Here is a 20202-nt window from a genome sequence, read left to right on the forward strand (position 1 = left end):
TAGCAGATTGAAGAAAATTCACCCGCCTGCACATATAATTATCATAAGTCCAAGACATAAAATGTTTGAAGAGCTGACTTTCAAATTTCCGAAATATCCGGAATTTGACAGGACCTTCAACCATCAAAAACCCTCTCAAAGCATGGATATGATTCAGGAGAAAGGAGAATCAGTCAATCCGATGCATAAGGAATAAGCCTTCTTTTTTAAGCGACTATAAAGATCAAGCTTTATTTTCTCTTAATCCCTCTTTTTCTCAGGCATATTGAGAAAAAGAAAACTATTTTTAAGAGACTAGCTGGAACTATTTTTAAGACACCAGTTTTTAGCATTTAAGAGGTCTGTTTTTAAGCATTTTAGAGCCGGTTTTAGCAGAAATTAAGAGAAAATTTTAAGGAATACTTTTTGTCAGATTTCAAACTCAAACATTACCTGAATGCAGGAAGTTTGATACTATAGTGTCAACTTTCGAATTCCAGGTCCATATCATATTCGGGATTCGAAGAAGAACCTGTTTTTGATCGGAGTTTGGAAACATAAGTATACAGGCTTTCTATATCTTTAATTTCTTTCTGCGTAATTAACTTCAGTTTATTTCGGATCTGAAGTTCAGGCTTTATCCCGAAATTTTCAAAGTATTCGGAAAGTTTAGCTGCAAGCATGTCACCTCTCCGGTCCCAGTCCGTAAGTATAATAACTTCACAGCCGAGGTTTGCTATCCTTTCAGAGAAATTAAAAAGAGAGTGCCGGGTTGCAAGCTCAAAGCTGCCCTTAATACCCAGCCGTTTCATGGATAGGATATCTCTTTTTCCTTCAACAATAATCACTGCTCCTTTTTCAGAGTGTTCCGAAAGTTCCAGGAGCAATTCTTCAATCCTTTCCAGCCTTTTTCTGTAGACATCAACATCTGTCACGCTATTCTTCAACCTTTTTTGTTAAACAGGGATACATTCAGAGAACAGGATTTTGCAGTTCTTAATCATATTTTCTAGGTTTCAGCTTTTTAAATGAGACCCAAAAACCGAAACTGCTTGCTGATATGAGATCCCTTTTATCAATAATGTTTTCTTGCTGCTTGTAGCTCCGCTGCTTATAAGGATATCCGAACCGCTTATCCCGAATAGCTCGGCAAGGCTTTCGATAAGCTGTTCATTTGCCTTCCCTTTCTGAGCGTTTTTAGTCAGCTTTACTTCAATTCTCCTGCGCCACTCATTATAGCCGCTTGGAACAGAAAGAGTCCTGGAGCCCGGAGTGACTTCTATATCGATAATAATACCGGAATCCAGAGCTTTTATAGCTTCTTCGAAGGACATGTGTGTCATCTTTTTGAATATATCATATAAATCGGTAGTAAAGTAACCCTGAACTCACATGAGTTCGTTAGATATAAAAATAGCTGAAAACAAGCAGACTATAATTCAAGATGGTTACACTGATCAATTATATAAAATGAGTATTTATAAATAGTGCTGTAGCCCGGGCGCACTAACTCCGAAAGATCACACTCTGGTTTTCCGCAGTCCCTTTCAGTTACCCTCGTGCCGGGCAGTATCACACTATCGATGTACCGCATTGGGGTTGTCTGTACACTCACAGTCAGGATTTACCATTATCTCGTGCAAGGACCTATACAATGCGCTGGAGGCCATATATATATTTACTAACTAATAAATATATCGGTAAGAATAATTTTTAAATTGTGCAAATGCTCAGGAGAATCAATCTAAAAGATTAGAAAAATACCCTGGGATTGAAGGTATAAAAAAGATATCCGAATAGCAGGAAAAGGGCTTAAGGAAAGATTATATATGATGTATATATTTGGTTTCCCATAAACTGAGCACAGGCGTTTGAAAAATAACAGAGGTGCGTATAATGTACGGCACTGAACAGATAATTTCCGGAACAATTATTTCAGGCCCCGAGCTTGTACCCATTGAGGGCTACATCTGCGTAAGAAATGGGAAAGTTACGGAAATTGGAGAGGAACGTACAAATTCTAAAAATATAATAGCTCCCTGTTTTGTCAATGCTCATACTCATCTTGGCGATTCGGTTTGCAAAGACCCTGTACTTGGAAAAACTTCCGGTTTTCGGATTCAGAGAGACCTTGATTCCCTTGTAAAGCCACCCGACGGATTAAAGCACAGAATTCTCAGGGAGACTTCATATAAAATACTTATAGAACATATTAGAAGGTCTTTACTGGATATGGTAGAGACAGGGACCTGTGCTTTTGCGGATTTTAGGGAAGGGGGAGTTGTAGGAGTTGCAGCCCTGAATAAAGCCCTCGAAGGAATGAAACTTCACTCCCTGATATTCGGAAGGCCGGCAGAACCCCAGCTCCCTCTGGAAATAGTACTCGCGGAAGTAAGGAGAATTCTGCTGCATTCGGATGGAATTGGAATGAGTGGAGCAAACGACCTCGAAATGGAACTCCTGCAGGAGATTTCAGCCTGCAGCCGGGATAGAAAAAAGCTTTTTGCAATCCATGCCGGAGAAAAGAACAGAAGCGACATTGAAAAAGCCCTATCACTGGAGCCGGACCTGCTAATCCATCTTACACATGCCACAAAAAAGGACCTTGATAAAGTGGCTCAGGCAGAAATTCCGGTTGTTGTCTGCCCGAGATCGAACTTCGTAACAGGAGCAGGAATGGCACCAATAGCAGAAATGCTTGAAGCTGGAATCAGGGTAGCAGCCGGGACAGATAATGTAATGTTAAATTCTGTAAATATGTTTGCTGAAATGGAATTCATGTCTAAAGTATTTTCGATAGACGATAGGCAAGTATTTAAAATTTGCACACTTAATGGTTCTTTTGTAATGGAACCAGATTCCACGGGTTCTATTGAAAAGGGGAATAAAGCCAATTTAATGATCCTGAACGGTAATTCGAATAATCTTGCAGGAATACAGGACCCTGTAAACGGAATTACAAAAAGGGCAAGACCCGACGATATATTAGCGGTACTTCATTCGTAAAGCAAATGGAGAACGAGACATGATGAGCGAGTTTTACCGGAACATAGTAATTGCAACAGACGGATCCGAGAATACCCAGAAGGCAATTTCTTATGGAATTGAGATTGCAAAACTGAGTGGGGCTACGGTTCACGCACTTTATGTGGTGGACATATCTTCTTTTTCGTCAATACCTATGAGCTCGGAAGGCGGCTGGGAAGCAATGTACCAGATTCTAAAAATGGAGGGTGAGAGAGCAGTTTCTGCTGTAAAGAGCCAGGGAGAAGCTGCAGGGGTAGAGGTTAGAGAGAATGTCCTTGAAGGACACCCGATTAATGAGATTATCGAGTTCGCGGAGAATAACAACGCTGACCTGATAGTAATGGGAACACTTGGAAAAACCGGGCTTGACAGGTTCCTCCTCGGAAGCGTTGCGGATAAAGTAGTAAGAAGCTCAAAAGTTCCGGTAATGGTAGTCCGCAGTGGAGAAACGAGCTGATTTTGCCAGCCTTTTGAAGAAACATTAGAACAAAATAATCCAGATTCAGAGGATAACACAGGTGTAAATATGCCAAAAAACATCTTCATAGAAGATATTATGGTAAGGGACGTAGCATGTGCGACCCTGCCCGGTTCCAGAGACGAGGTTCTCAAAATTCTTAAGAACAAACATATCTCGGGAGTTCCGGTACTTAAAGATTCCAAAGTAGTGGGGATAGTGACCAGGACAAACCTTTTACAAAACCCTGAAGAAGAACAGCTTGCCCTTCTTATGACACGGGACCCGATAACCATATCCCCTGGATCGGACCTGCAGACAGCTGCACGCCTGCTCCTTCAGCACGGCATTAGAAGACTTCCGGTAGTCGATGAAGGAAAACTAGTTGGGCTTGTTACGGTTGCTGACGTCATTGGCGCAATCGCGGATATGAACATAGATACTCCTATTAAAGATTATGTGGAAAAAGAGGTAGTTGCGATCTACAGTGAAACTCCCTTACCTGTCGTAGCAAGGATAATGGAACTTGCCGGTGTCAAGGCGGTTCCAGTACTCGACTCTGCCCTCGAGCTCATAGGGATCATCTCGGACCGTGACATTATCTCTGCCAGTATTATTGAAGATAGCGTGGAGATGTCGGACATGTCCGCAGGCCAGGACGACGATGCCTGGACATGGGAATCCATGAGAGACACCATGAGCATCTACTACAGTGTTTCAAGGATAAAGGTTCCCAATCTCATAGGAAGCGATATAATGATTAGAGAACCGATCACGGCTACATATATTGCTTCTATAAGTGACTGTGCACGAAAAATGAAACGCAACAGGATCGACCAGATACCTATCATTAATTCAAACCGCAAGCTTCAGGGGCTCTTAAGAGACCACGACCTCCTGAAGCCCCTGATAGAATCCTGAATAAGCGGCAAAATGCCGATGCAGATATTTTGAGCGGAGCAGTATGGCTAAGGCTCCTGCTCAAAGATATCTTAAACTAAAAAAACCGCCTTTTATTCAATGCTTTTTTCAGGAGCGAAAAATGGACAGACCTTTTATTTTTATAAACTCTGCAATGTCAGCCGACGGCAAGCTCTCAACGAAGGAGAGAAAGCAGGTGAAAATCTCCGGAAAACTTGATTTTGAGAGAATGGATGAACTCAGGGCTCAAGCAGATGCAATAATGGTAGGAATAGGGACCGTGCTTGCCGATGACCCGAGCCTGACCGTAAAATCCCCTGAAAGGAAAGCCGCAAGAAAAGCTTCGGGAAAAAGCGAAAATCCTGTAAGGGTTGTTGTGGACAGCGCTGCAAGAACCCCTCCGGATGCCGATATCTTCAAAAAAGGTGAAGGGCTCAGGATAATAGCTGTCTCAAACTCCGCCCAGGCAGAAAAAATTAAAATTCTGGAAGAAAAAGCCCTGGTAATAAAAACAGGAACGGATAAGGTTAACCTTTCGGAGCTTGCTGCGAAATTGAAGGAAATGGGCATAAATACCCTCATGGTTGAAGGGGGTGCTACCCTGAACTGGGGCATGATCTCAGCAGGGCTTGTTGATGAGATATACACTTTTGTTGGAAACCTCATTATAGGAGGAAAAACAGCCCCAACCTTTACGGACGGTGAAGGTTTTACCGAAGCCGAGATTATGGGACTGGAACTGATTTCGGCTGAGAAAATAGAAGAGGGAGTGCTCCTTAAGTGGAAAGTTAAAGGGAAAAGAAATTGAAACTTTCTTTTCTTTATTTCTTTTTTTATTTCCTTCCTTTCCTTACGGTTTTAACTAAGGAAGAAGTATTTACGCAATTCTGGTTTGGGAAGAGATGCCAATAGATAACTCCGTACAAAACCTTAACTTATCCGTACAAACCTTAACTTATCTGTACAAACCTTAACTTATCTGTACAAAACCTTAACTTATCTGTACAAAACCTTAATCCTATGATCTGGTTTTGAGGTATGAATCTCCGGCAGAACGGCCAAAAAATTCTAAGCATTCCGTTGCATTCATTATCTTTTCTTTATTATATGACACAATATTTTTCAGTATGCATATATAATTCCGAGGTCTTATTCTTAATAGTCTTATTATTTAATGAATACAGGAACTCATTATTTAATGAATATAAGGACTCAGCACCAGAATCCAGCGATGAATGTAAGATTGAAAATCACGGGATTTATGATTAATTACAATCATGTAAGAAGAGTTTTGTACTGAAGTCATTAGATCTTGAATATTGATTTTGATTAAAGACATGCTCTTCTTGCGAATTAAGATCTTTATCAGGAAATGTAAAATCCCTGAGTTTTGAAACAGGGTTTATACAATGGAGGAACTGAGAAAGAAATGCAGTTAAAATACGGATTAGATGACAGCCCTAAAGGACTGGAAATGATAATATACGGTCTGCAGTGGTTTATTGTGAGCATCCCGGCTCTGTTAATTATAGGAAAGCTGATTGCTACAATGCAATATGCTGATCCTGGCCAGCAGATTATATACATACAAAAGCTTATTTTTGTTACTTCCATCGTACTTATTGCCCAGGTATTACGGGGGCATCGTTTGCCTGTGGTCTTGGGGCCTGCAACCGTCCTGTTGATAGGAATAATAGCTTCTCAAGGCGCCAGACCTGAATTCATATCAACATCTATTTTTATCGGAGGTTTATTACTGGCTCTGGTTTCTTTTTCCGGGATTTTTGCTCATGTGCAGAAGCTTTTCACGGTAAGAGTAGTTTCCGTAATCCTTATTCTTATAGCCTTTACCTTATCCCCCGTAATTCTTAACCTGATCTTTTCTCCTGAATCAGTCCTCTTTCCCCTTTTCAATCTCTCTTTTGCTGTATTGCTTTGTCTTGGAATGTTCATTGCCAATAAAATGCTAAAAGGGGTCTGGAAAGCAACTGTAGTTGTCGGTGGCATTCTTTTTGGGAGTATTATTCACACTTTGTTACTAACAGTGTTGGTCCCTTCGTATTCTGTCTCCGTTCCAGAACTCCCCATGTTCGGGCTTTTCTTTGAAGACCTCTCATTTAAACTTGCCCTTGATCCAGGAGTCCTGCTCTCTTTCCTGTTCTGTTATCTGGCACTCTCCATAAATGACCTGGGTTCGATCCAATCCGTAGGAAGTCTCTTAGACGCCAGTTCGATGGAAGAGCGTGTCCGCAAAGGAGTTGGGATTACTGGGCTTGGAAATGTCATGGCAGGCCTTTTCGGAGTTGTCGGGCCTGTAAATTTCTCTTTTAGCCCGGGACTGATTACCGCCACGGGCTGCGCTTCCCGCTATTCTTTGCTTCCGGCCGGTATTGGATTGTTCATCCTGTCCTTTTTACCCGCAGCGGTCAATTTTATCAGTAGTATTCCTTCGGTAGTGATAGGAAGTGTTCTGGTCTATCTGATGAGTGCTCAGATAGCTTCAGGGCTGCTCATGCTTGCAGAAAGAAAAGCCATCAGTGGGTATAATGAAGGATTGATAGTGGGTTTTCCCATCCTGATCGCAACGATGCTGGCCTTTATTCCTTCTGAGCTTCTGACAACTTTTCCTCCCGTACTGAGACCAATCATAGGAAATGGGTTTGTAATGGGGGTAATTATTGTAATCTTGCTTGAGCACCTGATATTAAAGACTGAGAGTTAATGCCAGGAAGGGATTTTTGGTTCGACCTATGCTTTGTAGAATTCAAGCATCGCTGGCGATAGCTCACAATATTTGAGAAGCATGGTTTACATGTATTTAGCTGGTAAAACTGTAAGTTAATTTAAGAACAATCAATGACTTTAAGAAAAAACATCCTCAAAGCCATCGACACGGATAATTAACGAATAGAAAAACAGACGAAAAACAGACCGCAGTTAAAATCCGACTGCCGGAGTCAGACACTAAGAGAGTCAGACACTAAGAGAGTCAGACACTAAGAGAGTCAGACACTAAGAGAGTCAGACACTAAGAGAGTCAGACACTAAGATCAAGCTTATTCCCACAAATACAGGCATTCAATTATTTTATTTCTTTTTAGATTTATTATTTTAAGAGTCATTTTATTCTCGCCTGACAATATGTTTTTCCCGTGATCTGGCAGTTCTGCTTATTGAATGCTTTATTCTTGCCTGACAATATGCTCTTCAAACCCGCTTTTGCAGTATACAAAAACTTCAATCTTGCACTCGCCTTTAAGAAATTCCCTCATTTTGCGGTCATAGATCCTCTGGACATGTTTTAAGCCATTCTTTTTGAAATGGACCTTTACAGCTTCGAAAAAGTCAATCATCTGTTTGAGATAGGCTTCTTCATAATCCCTGGTATCCCGTGCAATTTCCTCACATGTGGAATCGTCAGGTTCCGAATGGTAGCTCCCATGTTCGTTTAAGCCGCTTATCTGCCGCCAGTCCACTTTTCCTGTTTCATCGGCTTCTCTATGTAACATATGGGGGTATACCCTGCAGATCGAAGGGCGGCTCTCATAAATCCTGCATCTCTTATTTTCAAGGAAAAAGCAGGAGCCGTCAGATTTTGTTTTCAGGGCATAGCCGGAGACGTAAAACCTGCCGTTCTGGTCGCAAAACTCATAGTACGGAGCAGGAGTGATTGCTTCAGGGTCTATACTCTTTATCCTTTCCAGGTCCGAATCAAGCAGAAATACATGGTCGTTAAACTCTTTAGTGCAGCAGCGGGCACATAGTTCGCATTTGAATCCGAGTTCCTTGATTATGCCGATGAATTCGGAGTTAGCGAACTTCTTTAAATCCAGAAGTTCTTTCTGTGTTTCAGCAAGCCTGGCATCAATTGGATCATTTTTTACGGGAATCACCTTTTCGGAAAAGAATACGGTTTTAAGAATACGGTTTTTATTAGCGATATTAAGTTATTAAGCAGCCCTTAAAATTAGTAATTAAGCAGCCCTTAAACCTAGTTATTGAGCAGCTCTTTTAAGCAGCTCTTACACTTTCAGGAGATTCATACACATCTTCGAGAGATAGAATTATTTATACCTTACGTATATCTGCCATATTTTTATGCCTGAATTTTCCCGATATCCGTAACATTTAACTAGTAGCATTTCTCTTTATGATAAACTCAAGGCTTGATTAAACCATAGTCTCTTACTTCAGGCTTTTATGGAATATCAGGTATTCCGATCAAGATCATTGAAAGTTTATCGATTTGATAATCATCATCAAATTACCTCTTTGCTGAAGCACTGCTGAAGGAAAAAATCCGCGGCAAACAGCAGTGATAAGGCGATAAGGCGAATATGGTATGTGAATAAATTATCAATAAATAAAGAAAAATGAATATTAAATTCAGATCAAAATCAACGAGGAATGATAATGGGCAAAACCGGCAGCATTGATTGGGTAAAGGTAAAAGGCAGAAAAGGCAAAGTAATTAAGGTCCAGAAGTCAAAAGCTCAGAAAGCACACCCCGGACCTGCACAGCGCTTCACCTCTTCAGGTCATAAGAGGCGCTTCATAAGAAGATCTGCAAAAGCCCTTGTAAAATAACTAAAGGGCTTTCCTATTTTACCATTTTTTAGTCACTAATTTTATAACTTTTCTACTAAAAATCTTTTTATAACTGAATTATTTATTTCCGAATAGCTCTGCCTCTTTAAAAGATTGTCTTTAACGCCCTGCTTTTAGACTAATACTCAAAGATTTCATGATTAAAGCCTGGGAGTTAAAGCCTGAGAGCAAGATATGCAATGCTTACCCCTAGAAGGCAGAGCATAACATTTAGAAAGATATTCAGGAAAAATGAGACGTTTTTTCCATCTTCAAGGAGCCTGAATGTTTCATAAGCAAAGGTTGAGAATGTTGTGAAGGAGCCGAGAATTCCTATGTTTACCAGATAGATCATGGATTCGGGTTCGGAAGAAAAAGTAAGCAGGGCAAGGACTATGCTCCCAAGGAAATTTACTGCAAGAGTTCCTGCAGGAATATTTCGGATTTTTGGCACGCGGCTTGAAACCGTATATCGAAGAGATGCTCCTATAAAACCGCCCGTACCTATTAAAATGAGCTCCCCGAAATTTGATACAGGAAGCATTTTTCAAATCTCCCTGCGTGAGAGAGCTTTTATAACGCTCCTGCCAAAGAGTACGCCTGTAACGGTCAAAAAGAGGTTGGCACTGATATTCCCGAGGGCAGGAAGGAAAGACATGCTGAAAGATTGGACTGCAAACGTCGAGAAGGTAGTAAATGCCCCTATGAACCCTGTGCCGAGTAAGATCCTTCCTTTGGAGCCTATTATGTCCAGATACTCAGCATCATACATAATCATGCCAAGCACGAAACTCCCAAGCACATTTACGGAAAGGATGCCAAGCTGCCCTTCGACAAGCTCGCAGAGCAAGAATCGGCAAACCGCTCCCAGAAAGCCGCCTAGTCCGATTAAAAAGATCTTATCAATTTCTTTATCTGGTGAGGGCATATTCTTCACTTAAACGTTTTAAAATAGGGAATTAAGGACGGTTATATCCTTCCCATTACCTCCTGTTAGTATAAAATATTATTCATTTAGATTGGGCAAAGAAAACGAAAGGGTTAGACGTGCAAGGAATATTTCAGTTACACGATACAGGTCTCACTCAACAAGGAAGACATCCACTTCCTGCCCTTCCTCATAACCTTCTATATGTTCGGGCACCAGCACATAACCGTCAGCTTTCGCAACGGAACTGAGAGCTCCGGACTTGGCTCCTGTAAGCGGGCGTACCCTGTCTCCTTCAAAGATGACCCTGATGAAATTGACATATCCTATTTTTGAGCTTATTTTTGCAGTCAGGCGCTTTCTAAGTATAGTTTCGGGCAATTGAGGCACCGATCCGAGTTTCCTTATCCCGGGGCGGACAAAGAAATACAGGGCAACAAGTCCGGCAACCGGATAGCCGGGAAGGCAAACCACTGGAATTTCATCTATGACCCCAAGAGCCACAGGTTTCCCAGGGCTGACACCTACTCCATGGACAAGCAGTCTTCCCATGGATTCTACAACCCCGGGGGCATGGTCTCTTTTACCAACGGATGTTCCTCCAGAGAGAAGAATCATATCAGCATCAAGGTTTGCCTGTATCGCTTCTTTTATGCTCTCAGGCCGGTCAGGAACTATCCGTGTGTATCTGGGAATTCCACCCCATTTTTCCACATAAAGGGAAGCCATAAGCCCGTTTGTCTCGAGCACCATTCCAGGAGGAGGGACATCTCCTGCCCTGTCGCGGCTTACCAGTTCGTCTCCTGTAGGGATGACTGCAACCACGGGTTTTCGGAAAACTTTCACCCTGTCCAGTCCGAGAGAAGCAAGGACTGCAGCATCACATGGCCGGAGGAGATGCCCTTCTTCAAAGACAGGGTCTTCTTTTTTTATATCCTCTCCAATTTGCCCGACATTCTTTCCGGGATAAACCTGAGACCTGATTTCAACCATATCCCCGGATGTAAAGGTATCCTCTACCATTACAACCGCATCGGCTCCTTCAGGCAGGGCTGCGCCCGTGTGAACCCATATAGAGGTACCTTCTTCTACCTCATCGGAAAGCTGTAAAAACACAGGATTCGCAGGAGAGGCACCCGAAGTATCAGATGCCCTGACAGCATACCCGTCCATTGCGGCACGCCTGTAGTGAGGGACATCTCTTCCGGAAATCACGGGCTCTGCAAGTACCCTGCCTGTACAGGCTTCAAGTGGCAATTCTTCAGTGTGCCTTAGAGAAGAAAAGCTTTCAAGGAAAAGCTGTAAAGCCTCGTTAACGGAAGTACGTTCTTTAAATACCCTGCCCATGCTCCTGGCCCCAAAAATTTATCCTCCGGAGACCGGGGGTAGAATCCCGATCTCATCCGAGTCGTTAAGGTCGGTGTCAAGCCCCTCAAGGTGCCGGACATTATTTCCATTCACAAGGATATTGATGGAGCCGCAAAGAGCCGGGATTTCCTCACTTTCATCGGATTCCTCAAAAATAAGATTCTTTAACTCTGGATATTTTTCAGTGAGAGATAAAAGGACATCAATAACCTTTTCTCCGGAAAGGGAGAGTTCTGATGTGCCTGCTGCCTCACGCAGATTCGCAAACAACTTGATCCTTACTTCAGCCATGAGGAAGATTATTTCATCCCATTCCTTAAATATACCTATGCCTCATAAGAAACGGTCATAACCGGAGGTCTGGAAACAATGCAGCAGAATTCTGATAACGAAAAAACATACCCATCCTGCCTCTCAGATAAAAAGTACAGGCTTTATGGGTTTATAATTGTTCTTTTTGCCCTTTTCTTCAGATTGTTTGAGCTTGGAGAGAGAGTCCTTCATCATGACGAAAGCATACACGCCAGCTTTACCCTCAAACTGCTTGAAAGAGGGGAATACAGTTATGATCCAGCTTATCACGGACCTTTTCTTTTCCACTCTACTGCTGCTGTTTTTCACTTTCTCGGAATAAACGATACAACATCCCGTTTTGTCCCTGTCTTTTTCGGAGTTGCAGCCATTCTTGTGCTTTTTTTGCTAAAGAGAGAAATGGGAAAGAGCGGAGTGCTCTGGTCAATGCTTCTGCTTGCATTCTCTCCGAGTATGGTTTATTTTTCCAGGTTTTTTAGAAATGATATGATAATTGTATTCTGCACCCTGGCTGCTGTTGCAGGTGCATTCCGCTATCTTGACAGTATTCACAGTTCAAAGCGATATCCTTACCTCTTTCTTACGGCTTCGTCTCTTGCTATTGCCGTATCTTCCAAAGAAAATGCTTACCTAGTAATTTCCATCTTCGGAGCTTATGCCGGGCTGGGTTTGCTATACTGGATTTATTCAGACTGGAAGAAGGGAGACACTGGGCTGAAAAAAACCATCTTCCATAAAACCTCAACTCTTTTGCCCTATATTCCAGAGATACTTCTTTCAGGTGCACTCGCGGTTTTCATCATATTGTTCTTTTACTCCAGCGCTTTCAGGTACGATATATCTCTTTTCTCAATCGTGGAGAGAGCTTTTAATCACTGGATGGAAATGCACAGGATAGAGAGGATAGGAGGTCCGTTTTACTATTATATCCCTATCCTTTTCACATATGAGATTCTGACCGTACTTTTTGGAACTGCAGGTTTCTTTTATTTCCTTGGGAATAGAGTAAGAAGTAGAGGACGGAACTATTCATTTTTCCTTTTCCTCTGTTACTGGGCACTTACGAGTCTGCTTCTCTATTCTTACCTTCAGGAAAAAGTCCCCTGGCTTGTAGTTCATATTGTTTTGCCTTTCGGGCTCCTGGCAGGAGCTTTCCTTGGAGAAATGTTTTCTGGAAATGCTGAAAGCGGAAAGCAAAAACAGGTAAATTACTCCGGCAAAACCCGCACTTTACTGGCAGGAGTTCTGGTTCTTACCCTGCTGGTTTCCATGGCTCAGTGTATTTCCATAAATTACTTCAGGAGCATGGAAGACAAAGAACTGATGACATACGCTCAGGCTTCTCCTGACATAAGGACGCTTATGGAAAAAATAGGAGAATTCGATGGAAGCCCTGAAACCCTGCGAATTTATGTGGTTGACCCGTACCAGCTTTACTGGCCCCTTCCCTGGTATCTGCGGGACTATGAAAAGGCGGCTTACTCTTCAAAACCTCCAGCGAGCAGCAAATACGATGCCATAATAGTGCCCATATCCTATGATATGTACAGGGAGCTCCCTGAAGAGGAATACTCTTCGTATAATTTCTCCCTGCGCCCGAGAAAAGATTTTACCCTCTATTACAATAACAAACTTGAGAAAACCGGATAATCCGTTTCCCGGCAGCGAAACAGAGATTCCGGATTTTATATAAATCAGGATGCAAATATATTAAATGGGAACAGGAAAGAATATGAAAAGGACAGCTGTGGGGGTTCATTCTGGAAAAGGGTTTTACTCAGGGAAAAGATTCCGGAAAGAAAGTCAAGAACAATGAATCCGAAAAAAATTCAGAAGAAGGGGGCGGAACTTCCAGAGCCGTTCAGGAATCTTCTCGGGGTTCAGAAGCATTTTTCGAATCAATAGTCAAGGGGTCTGAAGGCTGCCTCTGGATGACAATTGAAGAGCTTATGTCCAGAGAACTGGTAACAGTAAATGAGGATACACCTATCGAAGAAGTGTTTTCGGTTTTCGCAAAAAATCCTTACCATATTCTGCCGGTGATTAACAAAAGAGGGGAGCTAACAGGCATTATTGACCTTGACATTGTTCTTGAGATTCTGCTTTTGTGCCTGATGCCCAGAGCTAAATATACGCCCCTTACAGCCAGAAGATCCCTCGGAGAAAACGCAAAAGACGTTATGGTAACGCATCCTGTGACGATCTCTTTAAAATCTACGCTGAAGGATGCTTCAGACCTTATGGTGAAGCATAGATTTGACCATATTTGCGTAAGTGAGAATGGAAAACTGGTAGGGATCGTATCCAAAATAGACCTGGTAAAGGAGATATGCAGAAGAAGGAAAAAAATCAGTTCAAAAGAAAATCAGGATTGATACAGAGAAAAAAGGATTAAAAACAGAATTAAAGGGGGAAACTGAAAAGAGAATTAAAGAAGAAAGGTTAAAATGAGTTTTGAAGAAGAAAGGTTAAAATGAGCTTTAAAGAAGAAAGGTTAAAATGAGCCAAAAAAGGACAGCAAAAGGGGAGTGAGAGGCCTTTATAAATTCTTAAGCCGCAGGCAGATTCAAAATGTATTGGCGTATTGGTGTAAGAATAAACCGGGGGTCAAATCCATAGGTGCTCTTTTTCAGATATTATTTCTTATTTTCAGTGTGAAAATCCTGGGAGAGGTTGCAGAGAGAATTGGCGCCCCTTCAGTTATGGGAGAAATTCTTGCTGGCATTCTTTTTGGGGCGCTTTTTCTGGATGTGGAGACAGGAATAGTCACTTTTTTTGCTGAACTTGGGTCCATATTTCTCCTTTTTACTGCGGGATACAAAGAAGTTAGCTTAAGGGACCTGGGGCCATCAGCGTTAGTCTCATTTATCCCCACGCTTTCCCAGATAATTTTTGCCTTTGCTTTCGGATTCCTGCTTGGAAGGATTTTTAATTTTACTTTTCTGCAAAGCCTCTTTATGGCTGTTGCCTTCAGCCCCACAGGCATAGCAGTGGTAATAAGGAATCTTATAGACCTGAACTACCTTTCCAGCAGACCGGGAACAGTAATGCTTTCTTCTGCGGTTCTGGACGATATAATAGGAATATCCCTGCTCTCTCTAGTAGTCACTTTTGCCCGTTTTAACCGCTCACCTACGGTTCTGGGAATTCTTACGATTGCAGGAAAAATCCTGTTTTTCCTGTTGATTATCTACCTCCTGGGAAAGTATATTTTCCCCAGGCTTTTTGCCCGTGCCCAGAAAATGCATGCAAAAGAAGCAGTATTTTCTCTTGTGGTAGTAATAGCCCTTTTTTCTGCCTATCTTGCGGAGCTTCTGGAGCTTCATGCAACAATAGGAGCATTTATAGGAGGGATGCTAATCTCAGAAGTTCCCCTTGCCAAAATTCCCGATGTGCAGAGTAAAGTTGAAGGGCTGGCTTATGGAATTTTAATTCCCCTATTTTTCGCATTCATAGGCTTTTCGATCGATCTTTACTCCCTGATAAACGCAGGTATTTTTGTCCCAATAGTGATTCTTTTTGCCCTCTCAGGAAAGCTGATAGGAGGATTTATAGGGTCAAAAGCCATAGGCTTCAGCTTTTGCGAAAGCCTTGCCTTCGGGATTGGGGTCATGCCCAGGGCAGGAATAGAACTTGTTATGATAACAATAGGCAGAGGGATTGGGATTATCGGCCAGGAAATTTTCTCAGCTATGGTTTTTATGGTTATAGTATCCATTCTGGTTTCACCTCCGGCTTTGAAGTTTGTGATCGAGGCTGGAAGAAAAAAACAAAAAAATATGGTGTAAGATGGAATTAGGAAACAAACGCCCAAAACCGGAACAGAAATAAAGGGATATGTTTAAAGCCGGGGTCTTGAAGAGTGCCTGACTTTATTCATATTCTTTCTGGAATCCTTCCTTCCGGTCAGGTACTTTATTATCTCCACAGAGATGAAGGTAGTGGAAGCCAGAGCAAGTATAACGCCCCATTCGGAAAAGGAAAGGGAAACCGTACCGAAAGCAAATTGGAGGAACGGGACGTAAACTACCATTAACTGCAGGACGATAGTGGTCAGGACTGCGTAGATCAGAGCTTTGTTTGTAAAGAAGCCCAGAGAAAAGACCGAGTACCTGTCAGAACGCCAGTTGAAGGCATTGAACATTTCTGAAAGGACTACAAGTGTAAATACCATTGTCTGCAGTTTATTAATGGGAAAGCCGCTGTCCAGGGCCCAAACCAATACTATCAGCGCCTGGACTGTAATAAGCCCGCCTATCCCCAGTCCGGCAGTAATCTCGCGGCGCGTAATAAGTCCTTCTTCAACATTCCTCGGCTTCTGCCTCATAAGCCCCCTGTCAGGAGGTTCAACGGAAAGAGCCATAGGAGGGAGCCCGTCCGTGATCAGGTTAATCCACAGGATCTGTACAGCCATCAGGGGGAGAATCTGCCAGCCAAGGATTGCTATAAGAACAATAAGTACTTCCCCGATATGGCAGGTAAGCCCGTAAACGATGAAATTTTTGATGTTTTTGAAAATATTTCTGCCTTCTTCAACTGCCGAGACAATGGAAGCAAAATTATCGTCTGTAAGGATCATGCTTGAGGCTTCCTTACTGACATCCGTGCCTGTAATTCCCATAGCTATGCCCATATCCGCAGCTTTCAGGGCAGGAGCATCATTTACCCCGTCCCCGGTCATTGCAACAACATAGCCTTTCTTTTGAAGGGCTTCTATCACTCTAAGCTTATGGGCAGGGTAAACCCGCGCGTAAACCGAGACCCTTTCAACTTTATCTTCAAACTCCTTATCTTCGAGGCTGTTAAGTTCGGAGCCGGTAAGAGTGAGATCGTTCTCTTTTAAAATTCCGAGTTCGCGTGCAATTGCAGATGCGGTAATCTTATGATCCCCGGTTATCATTACGGTCTTGATGCCGGCGTCCTCGCACGTCCTGATTGCGGCTTTTACCTCTTCTCTCGGAGGGTCTCTCATGCCGGTTAGCCCTGAAAAGACCATGTCCTCTTCGACTTTTTCTGCAGGAATTTCTCCGGAAGAAACTCTTTCGGGAGAGAAGCCTTCTTCAAAAGGACGGAAAGAAAAAGCCATAACTCTCAAAGCCTGGTCAGCGAGTTCTTTTACCTGTTCGGAGATTTCCTGCTTCATTTCAGGCGTTAAAGCCTTTATTTCACCATCCAGGAAAATTTTCGTGCATGACCCCAGGATGACTTCAGGAGCCCCTTTTGAAAAAGCCACCAGTCTGGAGTCGAGAAAATTTCCAGGTCCGTCTTCCAGCCTGTTGAAGGTAGTCATTCTCTTGCTCTCTGAAGAGAAAGGTATCTCTGCAAGCCTCGGGTAATTCAGGTCAAGTTCGGTTTTTTCAAGACCGGCTTTCGCAGCCGCAACCACAAGAGCTGCTTCTGTCGGGTCTCCTCTGATTTTCCATCCATCCTCTTCATTATAGAGGTTTGAATCATTACATAAAGCAGCCCCGAGGAGAAGAACCCGGAGGTGTATATCGTTTCCGGAGACCTCTGTGTCTCCATCTTCCCGACTGTTTTTTTCCAGATCTCCTTTTAGAAATTCCCCTTCCGGATTATATCCGACACCCGTAACCTTGAGTGTCTGCCCGTTAACATATAACCTCTCAACTGTCATTTTATTCTGCGTAAGCGTTCCGGTCTTATCAGAGCATATGACATCCGTAGCTCCAAGAGTTTCTACGGAAGGAAGTTTTCTTACAAGGGCATGCCTTTTGACCATACGTCTTACCCCAAGCCCGAGCCCTACAGTTACAACCGCAGGCAGGGCTTCAGGGATGGCAGCAACTGCAAGTGCAACGCCCCAGAGAAACATGTCCAGAGGAGGAAAACCGAGAAAAACACCAAGGACTGCAACAAAAGCTACAATTACTATGGTTGCCGCTCCAATCCATCTGCCGAATTTGTCAAGGCTTTCCTGCAGAGGGGTCCTTGACCGTTCTATAGTTCCGAGGAGCCCGGCAAGTTCTCCAAAAGAGGTTTTCATGCCTGTTGCCGTAATAACGGCTTTTCCTCTTCCGTAGGCAACTGCAGTCCCGGCATAGACCATATTTTTTCTGTCAGCTTCGGAAGTGCCTGAGGGAAAGGCATCCGTAACCTTCTGGACAGGTACGGATTCTCCTGTTAAGGAGGACTCGTCAACTTTGAGGTTATACTCTTCAATTATCCTGGCATCTGCAGGGATCCTGTCACCGGTCTGAAGCAGAATAATATCCCCAGGAACCAGTTCCGTTGATGGGATTTTTTTTTCATTCCCGTTTCTTATTACGGTTGCTTCCGGCGAGGTAAGAGATTTAAGTAGCTCTATTGCCCTCTCAGCTCTGTACTCCTGTACAAAACCAAGGACTCCGGCAAGAAAAACAGTGAATAAGATTACTGCTGCATCAACGGCTTCACCAAGCAAAGCCGAGACAATGGAAGCAATTACAAGGATGAGAATTAAAATGCTTTTAAACTGCGAGATAAAGAGTTTGAAAATGGAGGCTTCCTCTTTTTCTTTAAGTTCGTTTCTCCCGTATTCTTCCAGTCTCTTTTCCGCATCTTCAGGGTTCAGCCCTTTCTCTGATGTCCTCAGTTCCCCAAAAACCGAGCTAATATCCTGATCGTAGTACAACCCTTGCCTCCGTTTCACTAAAAGGAGATAGTTCTGGATTTAATATGTTCTGTGCTATGATATAAATTAGTTTAATGTATATATATCGGGGAGATGTATCGTTATGCAAAGGGGTTTTAAGCAATCTTCATTCCACAGTATATTCCAGGAAGGAAAACTGGTAATCGATAGATTCCCTATGTAGAAGTTTTGTAATTGTGAAAATCAGTTATTAAAAATTAGCTTCAAGAAGTTCAATAATAGAAGGATAAAATATACATGAAGATAGTAATAATCGGAAGCGGACTTGCAGGCTTGTCAGCAGGTTACAGGCTCTGCAAATCTAATGAAGTAATTGTTTTTGAAAAAGATCCTGATATTGGGGGGATGTCAGCAAGCTACTCTCTTGAGAATTCCGGAAAAAAGTACTTTATTGAAAAGTACTACCATCACATATTCAGGAGTGATTCCGAGCTTCTTGCACTTATAAAAGAACTAGGGCTAGAAAAACAAATGCTATGGCTGGAGGGAAAAAACGCCTATTTTGTTGACGGCAAGTATTACCCTATGAATACGCCCTTTGAGATACTGCATTTTAGCCCTCTCTCCATTCTTGATCTGGCAAAACTCGGCATGCTGGTTTTAAGGATAAAACTGATAAAAGACACAACCCCGTATGACAGGATAAAAGCAAAAGACTGGGTGCTCAGTACTGCAGGGGAGTCGGTATATGAGAACTTTTTTGCCCCGCTGATGAAAAGCAAATTTGGAGACAATGCAGGAAACGTTTCAGCTGCCTGGCTTATGGGGAGGGTGAAAATAAGATCGGATAGGGGTACAGAAGGAGAGAATCTGGGATACATGCGAGGAGGGTTTGACTCCCTTATAGAAGCCCTGGAAAAAGAGATAACTGCAAACGAAGGAGAGATCAGAACAAACAGGGAAGTAACAGAAATAGTGATTAAAGACGATGCAGTCCAGGGAGTGGTCGTAAACGGAGATTTCATAGCCTGCGATGCTGTAATTTCAACTGTGGAACCAGCGGTACTTGACTCAATTACCAGAGGCAAACTTGGAGCCCTGCATGAGACCCTTAAGAGTATCCGCTATCAAGGAACGGCATGCGCTCTTATAGGGCTTGACAAAGGCCTTATGGGGGACGGGAATTACTGGCTGAACATAAAAGCAGATGTGCCTTTTGGAGCCGTAATCGAGCATACTAATTTTCTGCCTTTTGAAGATTATGGAGAAAACATTGTTTATGTAACGTCCTATTTCCAGGAAAGGAAAAGCCTTCTCTGGACGCAGAAAGAAGAAGAGGTTATTGATTCATATTTAAAAGGGCTTGAAAGCATATTTCCCGAATTTTCAAGAAAAGATGTACGCTGGACAAAGCTCTACCGCAGAACTGATACCGCTCCAGTATACGAACAGGGCTATCTTGAAAAAGTACTTCCTTTTGCGGCAGGTCCTTCCGGGCTTTACCTTGCAGGCATGTTCTCCTCAAGCAATTACCCTGAAAGGAGCATGAACGGTTCTGTAAAAGCAGGGTTTGAATCCGCAGAATTGCTCATGCAACAAAAAGAAGCTAGAAACCAGCATAAAGAATTAAGACCTGTATAAGCAGTAAAAAAGAGCTACAATCTGTAGAAAGGAGTTAAGGAATTCAGAAAAAGCTGGTAAAAAGCGAGGAGAGGCAGCAATAACAGAAAAACAATTGGAAAATCTATTTAAGACATACAGAACAATATAAGTTAATTTTCAGTGATAGCCGGTTAAATATAAGATCTTAAAAATAAAGTTATGTATATTAAAAAGGATATTTAACTCAAAACAATCCTTTCGGACGAACTATTATATAGCCTAAGAGATAATATTATTACTGTTTGGGTCTGCAGATTTTTTTTCTGCTAGACTGCCTGTCTTACCGAATCTGTTACTCATGGGGAATTGGGAATGGCAGAGAAAGGAAAGGCAGAGAAAAAACTAAAAAATGCTTAAAACTACTGCCGT

Annotated in this window: 19 protein-coding genes; 11 read left to right on the forward strand and 8 right to left on the reverse strand. The window is 42.5% G+C overall.

Going from position 1 to position 20202, the window contains the following annotated elements:
- Window positions 1-7: 7 nt before the first annotated feature.
- On the forward strand, window positions 8-196 hold the full coding sequence (locus tag RSJ42_RS13455) for a DUF356 domain-containing protein (protein WP_410507782.1): 189 nt from the start codon (window positions 8-10) through the stop codon (window positions 194-196).
- A 265-nt stretch (window positions 197-461) separates the two neighbouring features.
- Here RSJ42_RS13455 and RSJ42_RS13460 read toward each other — a convergent pair whose 3' ends face one another.
- Together RSJ42_RS13460 and RSJ42_RS13465 are read right to left on the reverse strand one after the other, a co-directional pair.
- Complete coding sequence (locus RSJ42_RS13460; RefSeq protein WP_410507783.1) at window positions 462-914, reverse strand: toprim domain-containing protein; 453 nt, start codon at window positions 912-914, stop codon at window positions 462-464.
- 81 nt (window positions 915-995) lie between these two features.
- Entirely contained in the window at window positions 996-1322 is a 327-nt protein-coding gene (locus tag RSJ42_RS13465; protein ID WP_410507784.1) for a DUF167 domain-containing protein, read from the reverse strand.
- Between the two features lie 553 nt (window positions 1323-1875).
- Here RSJ42_RS13465 and RSJ42_RS13470 point away from each other — a divergent pair.
- From RSJ42_RS13470 to RSJ42_RS13490, 5 genes are all read left to right on the forward strand, one after another.
- Window positions 1876-2985: an amidohydrolase family protein gene (locus RSJ42_RS13470; protein ID WP_410507785.1), complete on the forward strand. Its 1110-nt coding sequence runs from the start codon at window positions 1876-1878 to the stop codon at window positions 2983-2985.
- A gap of 19 nt (window positions 2986-3004) precedes the next feature.
- Window positions 3005-3463, forward strand: coding sequence for a universal stress protein (locus tag RSJ42_RS13475; protein ID WP_410507786.1), 459 nt, complete (start codon window positions 3005-3007; stop codon window positions 3461-3463).
- A gap of 69 nt (window positions 3464-3532) precedes the next feature.
- On the forward strand, window positions 3533-4384 hold the full coding sequence (locus RSJ42_RS13480) for a CBS domain-containing protein (RefSeq protein ID WP_410507787.1): 852 nt from the start codon (window positions 3533-3535) through the stop codon (window positions 4382-4384).
- Window positions 4385-4505: 121 nt separating this feature from the next.
- Window positions 4506-5192 carry a 2,5-diamino-6-(ribosylamino)-4(3H)-pyrimidinone 5'-phosphate reductase gene (locus tag RSJ42_RS13485; protein ID WP_410507788.1) on the forward strand — a complete coding sequence of 229 codons (687 nt, stop codon included), beginning with the start codon at window positions 4506-4508 and terminating at the stop codon, window positions 5190-5192.
- 582 nt (window positions 5193-5774) lie between these two features.
- Window positions 5775-7106: a uracil-xanthine permease family protein gene (locus RSJ42_RS13490; protein WP_410507789.1), complete on the forward strand. Its 1332-nt coding sequence runs from the start codon at window positions 5775-5777 to the stop codon at window positions 7104-7106.
- A gap of 460 nt (window positions 7107-7566) precedes the next feature.
- Here RSJ42_RS13490 and RSJ42_RS13495 read toward each other — a convergent pair whose 3' ends face one another.
- Entirely contained in the window at window positions 7567-8277 is a 711-nt protein-coding gene (locus RSJ42_RS13495) for a YkgJ family cysteine cluster protein (RefSeq protein WP_410507790.1), read from the reverse strand.
- A 520-nt stretch (window positions 8278-8797) separates the two neighbouring features.
- Here RSJ42_RS13495 and RSJ42_RS13500 point away from each other — a divergent pair.
- Window positions 8798-8971, forward strand: coding sequence for a DUF5350 domain-containing protein (locus tag RSJ42_RS13500; RefSeq protein ID WP_410507791.1), 174 nt, complete (start codon window positions 8798-8800; stop codon window positions 8969-8971).
- Window positions 8972-9146: 175 nt separating this feature from the next.
- Here RSJ42_RS13500 and crcB (RSJ42_RS13505) read toward each other — a convergent pair whose 3' ends face one another.
- From crcB (RSJ42_RS13505) to RSJ42_RS13520, 4 genes are all read right to left on the reverse strand, one after another.
- Window positions 9147-9515, reverse strand: a complete 369-nt coding sequence (gene crcB / locus RSJ42_RS13505) for a fluoride efflux transporter CrcB (protein ID WP_410507792.1) — start codon at window positions 9513-9515, stop codon at window positions 9147-9149.
- 3 nt (window positions 9516-9518) lie between these two features.
- Entirely contained in the window at window positions 9519-9899 is a 381-nt protein-coding gene (gene crcB, locus RSJ42_RS13510; RefSeq protein ID WP_410507793.1) for a fluoride efflux transporter CrcB, read from the reverse strand.
- A gap of 153 nt (window positions 9900-10052) precedes the next feature.
- Entirely contained in the window at window positions 10053-11246 is a 1194-nt protein-coding gene (gene glp, locus RSJ42_RS13515) for a gephyrin-like molybdotransferase Glp (protein ID WP_410507794.1), read from the reverse strand.
- Window positions 11247-11264: 18 nt separating this feature from the next.
- Window positions 11265-11558, reverse strand: a complete 294-nt coding sequence (locus RSJ42_RS13520) for a ubiquitin-like small modifier protein 1 (RefSeq protein WP_410507795.1) — start codon at window positions 11556-11558, stop codon at window positions 11265-11267.
- Window positions 11559-11636: 78 nt separating this feature from the next.
- On the opposite strand from RSJ42_RS13520, the gene RSJ42_RS13525 reads away from it, so the two are divergent.
- The 3 genes from RSJ42_RS13525 (at window position 11637) to RSJ42_RS13535 (ending at window position 15367) form a co-directional block, all read left to right on the forward strand.
- Window positions 11637-13229 (forward strand): flippase activity-associated protein Agl23, encoded by a 1593-nt coding sequence (locus RSJ42_RS13525; RefSeq protein WP_410507796.1) that lies wholly within the window; start codon window positions 11637-11639, stop codon window positions 13227-13229.
- Between the two features lie 281 nt (window positions 13230-13510).
- Window positions 13511-13954, forward strand: a complete 444-nt coding sequence (locus RSJ42_RS13530; protein WP_410507797.1) for an HPP family protein — start codon at window positions 13511-13513, stop codon at window positions 13952-13954.
- Window positions 13955-14233: 279 nt separating this feature from the next.
- The gene (locus tag RSJ42_RS13535) at window positions 14234-15367 is read left to right on the forward strand and encodes a cation:proton antiporter (RefSeq protein ID WP_410507798.1); all 1134 of its coding nucleotides are present in this window, start codon (window positions 14234-14236) and stop codon (window positions 15365-15367) included.
- 53 nt (window positions 15368-15420) lie between these two features.
- Here RSJ42_RS13535 and RSJ42_RS13540 read toward each other — a convergent pair whose 3' ends face one another.
- Window positions 15421-18210 carry a calcium-translocating P-type ATPase, SERCA-type gene (locus RSJ42_RS13540; protein ID WP_410507799.1) on the reverse strand — a complete coding sequence of 930 codons (2790 nt, stop codon included), beginning with the start codon at window positions 18208-18210 and terminating at the stop codon, window positions 15421-15423.
- Window positions 18211-18468: 258 nt separating this feature from the next.
- On the opposite strand from RSJ42_RS13540, the gene RSJ42_RS13545 reads away from it, so the two are divergent.
- Window positions 18469-19812 (forward strand): NAD(P)/FAD-dependent oxidoreductase, encoded by a 1344-nt coding sequence (locus RSJ42_RS13545; RefSeq protein ID WP_410507800.1) that lies wholly within the window; start codon window positions 18469-18471, stop codon window positions 19810-19812.
- The last annotated feature ends 390 nt before the right edge of the window (window positions 19813-20202 follow it).

Source organism: Methanosarcina hadiensis, assembly GCF_046529725.1.
GTDB classification, from domain to species: Archaea; Halobacteriota; Methanosarcinia; order Methanosarcinales; family Methanosarcinaceae; genus Methanosarcina; species Methanosarcina hadiensis.